Genomic DNA, 8,615 nt, shown 5'->3' with positions numbered 1-8,615 from the left:
CCTGAGAACATACCTTTTAACATGATTCATTATATGATTGCAAATTTCATGTCCTTTATTTAAAACAGTTTTTACTAATTGTAATTATTTGCATCCACTTCATACCTCCATGCAATATTCTTTGGAACTTTTGGATACATTAAATATGCATAGCATTGTAGTTTACATATATTTCACTTTTGTATTTTTGGACCAAGTATTAGGAGGGTATTTATGATGAAAAGCTGTACAGCATTCCTTATTATTGATGTACAGATAGGTTCATTTGAAGAGAAAAAAGTCCTATATAATAGAACGGAATTATTAAAAGTTATTCAATTATTGATTTCTAAAGCCCGTTCTGCTTCAGCCCCTATTTTTTATATGAAGTTTAACGGGAAGTCCGGTTCCTTGCTTAGCCAAGGGACACCTGGATGGGAAATTCATAAATCAATTGCCCCAGCAACAGGAGATGTCGTTCTTGAAAAAAATCATCCGGATTCTTTTCATAAAACGAGTCTTCAACAAGAGCTGGAAATGAGAAATATAAACCGAGTTGTTATAGCAGGAATTCAATCTGAAATTTGCATAGATGCAACATGCCGGCGTGCATACAGCTTAGGATATGACGTTACTCTTGTAAAGAATGGACATAGTACATATAATTCTACAGTATTATCGGCGTCTCAAATCATTAAGCATCATAACGAGATAATAGGTCAATGGTTTGCTTGCGTAAAAAATTCCGAAAGTATAGAGTTTTAATTCCATTTCCATATTTGATAGTCTAYATATTTTTTACTATAGTCTCTTTCACTTTCAAAGAATTGCTTTCCAATGAACTGGTTCCTAGACTGCCTATTTCCACAATAAAAATAGAGCTGTCCATAAGTCAGTTTCACCAACTTATGGACAGCTCTTCTTCATTTCACCTTATTCTATCGATGAATCCAAACTGCACCTGCAGATTTGTCTTCAGCTTGACCTACTACTTCAAACTTCAATCCTAGTTTCGGCAACTTACGTCCTGCATCTGGAATAGCGCTGTTGATGTACTGCTTAGAATCATCAAATTTTGCAACGCCTGGTAATCCTTTATAGTCAAAGATACCGCGAGTTGGCGAATCTACTCTCCATGCTGGCGTTTGATCAAATGAGAATGCCGCATCGGCAATTTGATAACGCGTACTGCTCTTCACAGTCGGTTGTCCGTTTAATGTACCCACAATTGCCTCTGGATGAGAATCTACTACTCCTAAGAATCCTTCACCTGGATGAACGCCTACCCAGTTATCTGTAAAGCTTTGATCCGCATACCATACAACCATTCCTGTATTAAACACTGGGCCACGCGCATGTTGCAACGCCGTGTCAGAACCAGCGTAATTTCTCCACTCTACATAGTAGTTATGTTTTTTCTGTTCCAATCCGTTAGATACAGTAAATCCTTTTAATGTCATTGCTGGCTGGCCTTCTGCATCATCTGAGAAAACAACTTTTCCATCTACAGTTAATGCTGCATTATCTAATGCAAATCCTTTATAAGCTACTGCAATATCTGTTAAATACTCAAATTGCAGTTTTACTTTTTTCCCTTTGAATTGGCTTAAATCGTATGATTTATCAACCCACTTACCATCAGTTGTATCCGCGCCGCCTTTTACATCTTTTTCGCCCATTCTATCAATGCGTGTCTTCGTTCCATCTTCTGCAATCGCATATACGTCAAGGAAATCATACTTCGCTTCMAGTTCGTAGAATGCCTTATAATCRAACTTAGCATCCTTKGCATTTGTTAAGTCAAATACTGGTGTCTCAAGTGTTGTATGAATRTCATTTCCTTTTGTGCTGTAATAAAACTTCTTACCAAATGCYGAYTCGATATTTTTAATATCYTTGTCYGGCAAGTTAACACGAACGATTCCTGGTCGTTTTGATTTTGTAACACTTTGATCTAAATATGTTGCAACACCGACTCCYGTGCGAAGTTTATCATAATCTACCTCAACGATATTCGCCCAGTTGCCATTCATATTCTTTTGGAAAAACTCTTTATTTTGTGGTGAGAAACTTGTTGGCTCTGTTCCTGCAATTTTTCCAGCCCAGCTGCCGCCACTCATAATAGACCATGACTCAACAGGTTCACCTTGTCCTGAGTACTTCGTATCGTATTCATCTGGTAATCCTAAATCATGACCATACTCATGCGCAAACACACCAACTGCTCCATCTTCAGGCTCGATTGTATAATCGTATGCAGCCATCTTTCCGCCCCAATTCGAAACAGAAGATTTTGTGCCATCAATCGCATATGGTTTTGATCCAAGTTTTGAACGATGAGACCAAATCGCATCATCTTTCAATTTACCCCCGCCAGCTTCTTGACCAACGCCAGCATGTACAACCATTAAATGATCAATAATGCCATCTGGCTCGTTTTTATTTCCATCACCATTTTGATCGTATTGATCAAATTGGTCATAATCAGCTAAGTTAATTCCTTTTGCTACCGCTGCTTTTAATGCTTCTTTCACAAGATCACGCGGCCCTAAAGGACCTTTGTTATCATGGCCAGTACCCGCATCCGCACCATAATCCGAAGCTTTCCCTGGAACAGTAAGCCATTCCGTTACAGTTCCATCAACTGTGTAGCTGCCGCCAGATTGTTCTTCATAATATTGTTTAAATGTATTAATCTTCGATCCATCAAATAACGTAAATGGTTCATYACCAAATAACATTTTTTGATAATGTTCACGATTRAAGTCCTTAGAATACATGTATCCTGGCTCTTGATCAATATTGTTATGCTTAAAATCGCTAAATTCTACAAGTAAAACAAGTACTTTATCTTTTCGAACAGCACCGTTGTACTCTTCTTGCTTCGCTGGTGCAGTAGGTACTTTTCCATTTAATTTACTAGAATTCAATCCTGCACCTTGTCCAGCTACTGGCCCTACTGTTGGCTGCTGCGCCTGTTCATTTTCCTTCATTTTTGCATCTTTTACTTTTTTCATAAAATCAGAAGCTTCTTGCGTAAGACTATCTCCTGTCAAGATTTCTTTACCAGGGTTTTCCCCTTTCTTTTTCTCAACATATTTCTCGACAGCCTTTGACGTCTCAGCTTGTGATGCAGATTGATCAATTACGCCCCGTTGTTTTAGCGCTTCTGCCAAACGCTCCTCCGGTATTAAATGCTCATCTATTGGTAGAGATGATGGCGAATCAGCATACGCCGCATGACTTCCAAAAGCAAAACTACTACTTAGTACTGCCGCTGTTGCTAAAACTGATAATGGTTTTAACTTCTTATTCTTTTTCAATGCATTTCCTCCCCAGTGTCTGCGAATTATCGTTTTTTTTGCCGATAGAAACATAATATTCTCTTTATATAGAATATTCAATCTTTTTCAACAAATAAAATGTTGAGAAATATTTTTTTGTGCAGGGTGGGATACGTAGGATAAAAAAAATACAAAACTTCTACTAGTTTATGTTTTGTACATAACCATAAAGTGGGATCACTCGTTCTTTTGTTTTGATGCGATGGAGTAGCGCTAGAAATGGAAATAACAAACAGTCCAAGTTTCTCATTGCAACTTGGACTGTTTGTTATTTGAATGAATACTTTCCATATGGATTCTTATAAAATTTCGAATCAGTTTATGTAGATTCACTTTACAAAAAGGCTGTTATTTATTTCAAGTACAATAGTCATATTCGCTCGATTCACTTATTTTTTGCAATAAGTAAATGATCACCACCTAAGGAATCCGATTGAATTCTTTTTCTATTTATATTCTAATTACCTTTTGAATTATCAGAAAATTATTGAAAAAGTTTTTTTCTTTCAATATATCACTCTATCATACTTAATTTCTTGCTAGTATATACATACCAATATACAAATAAATATAGTAGAAAGCGGGGAGAATTATGGTAAGTCACCTAAAAACAAAAGATATGATCACACAACTTTTAAATAATTGGTATCAAGAGATACGTGCCCAGCACCTAAAAGAAGCAACACACTTAAAAGACGAAATTGATAAATACATAAATAGCATTAATGAAGATTCAAATTTACTATTCCATTACTCACTTCTTACTTTTCGCTTTAAAGTTCTGCTTGATCATTTAAGCATTACACCAACAAGCTTCCAGACAATTGATTCACTGAATATACCAAAAAATGAATCGTTGTCTTATTATTATCACTTTTTCAAAGGGATTCACGCCACACTAATTTCAAACAACAATGAAGCCTGGGAATACTACGAAAAAGCCGAAACGCTATTACAACATATTCATGACGATCTTGAAATAGCCGAGTTTAGCTATCGTTTTGCTAACTTCTATCTTCATACCTATCAACCTCTATTAGCAATTCAACATGTGACTAAAGCTAAAGAGATTTTCTCTAAACATAATGGTTATGAAAATAATGTTGCCGCTTGCGAGAACTTATACGGTTTAGCATGTATTGATATAAAACAATTCCCTGTAGCAGAAGAAAAATTTAATTCTGCAATAGATATTTTACGTAAAAATAATGAGGATTCCCTAATATTAAGAGTCCGCAGTAATTTAGGGTTTTTATATAGTAGCCAAAACTTATCCACTTTAGCAATCCGACACTTATCAGAAGTAACAACTAAAACTCCGGRGCATTTTAAAGCCCTTTTCCTTGAAGCTAGAGAACATTTCAAACTCGGTGAAGTTAATCAATCGGCCGAGTTGATCGAACGAGGRTTGGCGATYTGTGAGCAATTAGACAAYAAAGAATACCTATATCATTTCAAAATTTTAGATTGTATGAATAAAGGTGTTCCAGCTRCTATTCTCGAAGAATTATCTTGGGAAGCTATCTCATTTTTYGATAAGCAAMAACTATTTAATTACACACAAGAATACACTGAAAAATTAGCAATCAAGTTTTACGAAGAAAGTAACGACTTAAAAGCTAGTAAATACTTTTATATTAGTCATCAAGCTAAAGAAAAAACTTTCGAAAAAGGAGCGTTAAAATAATGAAAAAACTTTTTGGAACGATTTTAGGCTTAGCACTTTCAGCTGCTTTATCTATAGGGTTAGCATTCCCTTCACAATCAGATTCTAAAGAACAGGTTAATTCGACTAAATCTAGTACAATTATGTACATGCAATCCAGCCACGGTGACTCCTGGTAATATAAAGAGATTCTATATCATGAATTACGAAAAGGGCACTCCCTCAATGGAGTGCCCTTTCTTAAACATCATATAGCAGACTACTTATTAACTTCAGCCCATTTAACCTTGAACTCCGCACCGAAATCATTTGCTTCTAAGCCACATTAATATACCATTTCACTAAATTAGAAGAACCCCTCCACCTTAAGGTAGAGGGGTTCTTCTAATTTCTATCTCAAACTACCCGCAATCTCCGTAAAGATAACCCCAACCTGCATCAGGGTATCCTAAACTTTTCCCAGCAACTACAGCTCCTCTAACGAACGATCTTTCACCGATAAAATGTGCTATCTCTTCTTTTTTCTTATATTTGCACCAGAACCTTATTTTTTAATCAACATTATTTAACTGACTCTACTTGTTTCTCTAATTCTATTCCAAGGAATGTAGCAAGCTCAAGCATACCAAATTGATTCGCTACAGACTCTGCGTCAGAATTATAGTTTGTATTTGTATTAATATCATACGTATAAATTGTTCCATCCGCACTACGAATAAATTCAATACCAGCAACGGTAATTTCATTTTCTTTCAAAAATTCTTTGTATTGTTCAATAATTGGCTCTTGGAAGTCCGATATAATTTCAAATTTTGTTGACGACTCTTTCTTACTCTCTTCTCCTACTGGGCAAAAAGCATCGTGAATAGAGCACGCATCTGCCGGACAAAGCTCAAATCCTTCTGATGTATCTACTTTAACTGCATATACAAACTGACCGCCTACAAACTCATAACGTGTAATATATGGTTCTGGCGCTTCAATATACTGCTGGATTAAAGTAATTCCATCAATAGGCTCTTCAAACGTCGGACCATCCAAATATTGTTCTAAAGCATCAATGGAATGAAAAAGTTGAACACCAAGGCCTTTACCTGCACGGTTATGCTTTGTAATAAACGGTACCTCCCCTAACTCCCTTGCTGCTTTTACTATATGATCACGGCCAACAGCACCAATTGTTTTCGGCACTTGTATCCCAAATTTTCTTAATGCTACATATTGATTCAATTTACTTACTTCAAGATGCAATGCTCGAGATCCATTAAATACTGTTCGCCCGTATCCCTCTAACCAAGCAAGAACTCCTTCAGTCAACTCAGGTGCATATCGATGCCCTCTCGTATGTGAAGAAGCACTCATGCGGCTATAAAAAACACCTTGGGGAGGTTCTTGTTCTAATGAAAGTGTTCCCTCATTTAAAAGCCATTCCTCATACGGTAACTCCAGCTCTTCCAGCCTTTTCACCAAATGATCCGTCCATTCCTTATTTTCATGTAATATGTAAATTTTACTCATTTGTAATCAATTCCTTTCTTTTTGCTTCAACTAATGGCATCACTTTTTCAGAAAATCGTTTCATCTCTTCAAGCTGTGGCGAAAATTGTAAAAGTAATAACGTAACATCCACTTTTTCAAAAGCAAGTATCCTTTCTGCAATTTGTTCTGGTGTTCCGATTAAATTAGGACGTAACCCGCGATTAGATACGGAATAATCATCGAGCTTCACTTGCTGTTCCAAATGCGATTTACTAATAAARTCTTGGTAACCCGCGTAACCTAAAGCATCGTCTTTCACATCCGTTATGCGTCTCCATTCTTCTAATGCCTCTTCTTCTGTATCACGACAAATGACGTAAGCCGCGAGCCCGAATGAATGCAATGGCTCCTCTGTGACTTTTTTTCTACGATTCTTCATATCTTCTATTTTCACAAATACTTCTTCCACTGTTCCGCCATGCATTACATATGCATCCGCGTGATTTACAATTACTTCTTTTCCTCGCTCACTCTCACCACCTGCATAGATCTTAATGCCTTGTTTCTGCACAGGTTTTGGACTTAAATGTGTATTATGAAGCTCATAAAAGTTCCCTTTATAAGAAAACTCTTCTTCTTTCCAAAGCTCTTTCAAAACTGTTACAAATTCCTCTGTGCGATCATACCGTTCATCATGTGCGGTAAATACCCCGCCGTACTGCCTCGCTTCTTCTTCCCACCATGCTGAAACTACATTCAATGTAAAACGACCATTACTTAATTGATCTATATTTGCTGCCATTTTCGCTGTAACTGCTGGATTGTGAAAACCAGGTCTTACAGCTGTCATAATCTCTAATCTATCCGTTACCGCAGCAAGTGCTGCCGCAGTTGTCCATGCTTCCAAACTTGGTGCTGAAACACCTTTTATATCATTTAAGTTTAATTCCGCAATATGTGTTGTTGAAAAACCTAATTGTTCTGCCGCTTGCGCTGTTTGTTTTGCATACTCAAACGTAGGTGGCATAGATTCATCATCTACATTTCGAAGCCATCCCCCAAAAATCGGTAACCAAAAACCATACTCCACTACATATTCCCCCTTTATCTTTTAGCCATAAAAAAAGCTACTCTTATCGAAATAAGAGTAGCCTTCTTGACTAAGTGAACCGCTCTTATCTTTCAGGTGTTTTTTTCACCTGCAGGATTTGGCACCTTTCGTCTAAAACGAGGTTGCCGAAGTTTCATAGGGCCCGTCCCTCCACTTCTCAACATAAGAATTGTTTGATTTTCATTTATTATAATCATCAGAATAATAAAAATCAATAATTTAATACTTATTTTTCCGATACACATTAAATGATATATGAAAAATCATATTGTTATAGAGATTTATAGGGGTATTATGTTGTTTTACTTGCGGATATATAAAGGGGTATGTTGTATCATTTTGAAAACATCATTTATAACTAAGTTTCTTTACTCTATAAGTGCTACTTCATTAAGAAAAAATTCATTCCCATGTAAAGTTTCTTTTGGAATCGTTGACACTAAATTTCATGTTAAATGCAAATAAACAAGGAACCTATTAGTCGATTCCTTGTTTATTTAGCTAAAGCAGACTTCTTTGGAGAACCCAAATAAAAGTTAAATCAACTCCTATTTAACATTTTCCTTCAGATATATGACAGTAAAGAATACATCATCACGGCATCAGCAAGCAAAAGTGTATTCTGCATTTCTGAAAACAGTAGATGGCAGATTGTGACCTGCTGAATCTGCTAAGAAAGAATATACAAGAACATCCTTAACATCATCTTTATTTCCACTAATGATGACATCAAGAAAATCTTCTATTTCGAATTCTGGCGTAAACAACACAATCTTAGTTGTTCTGTTTGGTTCTAAAGAAACAAAAGTACGAGAGATTTCAACTAATTCATTTTGAGTTGGGAAAAAAGTGTTTCGACTTCTCTTAACAGTTACCGTTACATTACTAGTATGGCAGCGTGAATCATTGTTTAACATAATGTTGAGAGCAGTTGGAATAATCCCATTTTCAGAAACTGGAACTCGAAACACTCCAGTAGATTTATGAGCCATATAATCACATCCTTTCAAAATAAAATATATTTACAATATATTAG

At 36.2% G+C, this 8,615-nt stretch carries 7 protein-coding genes and 1 riboswitch; of the genes, 3 read left to right on the top strand and 4 right to left on the bottom strand.

Annotation, left to right across the window (positions count from 1 at the left end):
• Positions 1-213: 213 nt before the first annotated feature.
• Entirely contained in the window at positions 214-744 is a 531-nt protein-coding gene (locus AC1DJR_RS10910; RefSeq protein WP_429687516.1) for a cysteine hydrolase family protein, read from the top strand.
• A gap of 173 nt (positions 745-917) precedes the next feature.
• Here AC1DJR_RS10910 and AC1DJR_RS10905 read toward each other — a convergent pair whose 3' ends face one another.
• Entirely contained in the window at positions 918-3,302 is a 2,385-nt protein-coding gene (locus AC1DJR_RS10905; protein WP_477002597.1) for an immune inhibitor A domain-containing protein, read from the bottom strand.
• A 613-nt stretch (positions 3,303-3,915) separates the two neighbouring features.
• Here AC1DJR_RS10905 and AC1DJR_RS10900 point away from each other — a divergent pair.
• The gene (locus tag AC1DJR_RS10900) at positions 3,916-5,010 is read left to right on the top strand and encodes a response regulator aspartate phosphatase (RefSeq protein ID WP_477002596.1); all 1,095 of its coding nucleotides are present in this window, start codon (positions 3,916-3,918) and stop codon (positions 5,008-5,010) included.
• Positions 5,010-5,168, top strand: coding sequence for a hypothetical protein (locus AC1DJR_RS10895; RefSeq protein ID WP_002087237.1), 159 nt, complete (start codon positions 5,010-5,012; stop codon positions 5,166-5,168). The genes AC1DJR_RS10900 and AC1DJR_RS10895 overlap by 1 nt, the downstream gene beginning before the upstream one ends.
• Positions 5,169-5,550: 382 nt before the next feature.
• On the opposite strand, the gene AC1DJR_RS10890 is transcribed toward AC1DJR_RS10895, so the two are convergent.
• The 3 genes from AC1DJR_RS10890 to AC1DJR_RS10880 all read right to left on the bottom strand — a co-directional run bounded on the left by AC1DJR_RS10890 (position 5,551) and on the right by AC1DJR_RS10880 (position 8,571).
• Positions 5,551-6,507 (bottom strand): ATP-grasp domain-containing protein, encoded by a 957-nt coding sequence (locus AC1DJR_RS10890; protein ID WP_477002595.1) that lies wholly within the window; start codon positions 6,505-6,507, stop codon positions 5,551-5,553.
• A complete protein-coding gene (locus AC1DJR_RS10885; protein ID WP_477002594.1) occupies positions 6,500-7,558 on the bottom strand; it encodes an LLM class flavin-dependent oxidoreductase in 1,059 nt (352 codons plus the stop codon). The genes AC1DJR_RS10890 and AC1DJR_RS10885 overlap by 8 nt, the downstream gene beginning before the upstream one ends.
• A gap of 82 nt (positions 7,559-7,640) precedes the next feature.
• Positions 7,641-7,748: riboswitch (SAM riboswitch) on the bottom strand.
• A 433-nt stretch (positions 7,749-8,181) separates the two neighbouring features.
• Positions 8,182-8,571, bottom strand: a complete 390-nt coding sequence (locus AC1DJR_RS10880; RefSeq protein ID WP_002125705.1) for a hypothetical protein — start codon at positions 8,569-8,571, stop codon at positions 8,182-8,184.
• Positions 8,572-8,615: the final 44 nt, after the last annotated feature.

It is taken from the genome of Bacillus sp. 05T31 (genome assembly GCF_056396725.1).
This window is presented reverse-complemented; position numbering and strand designations above follow the sequence as displayed.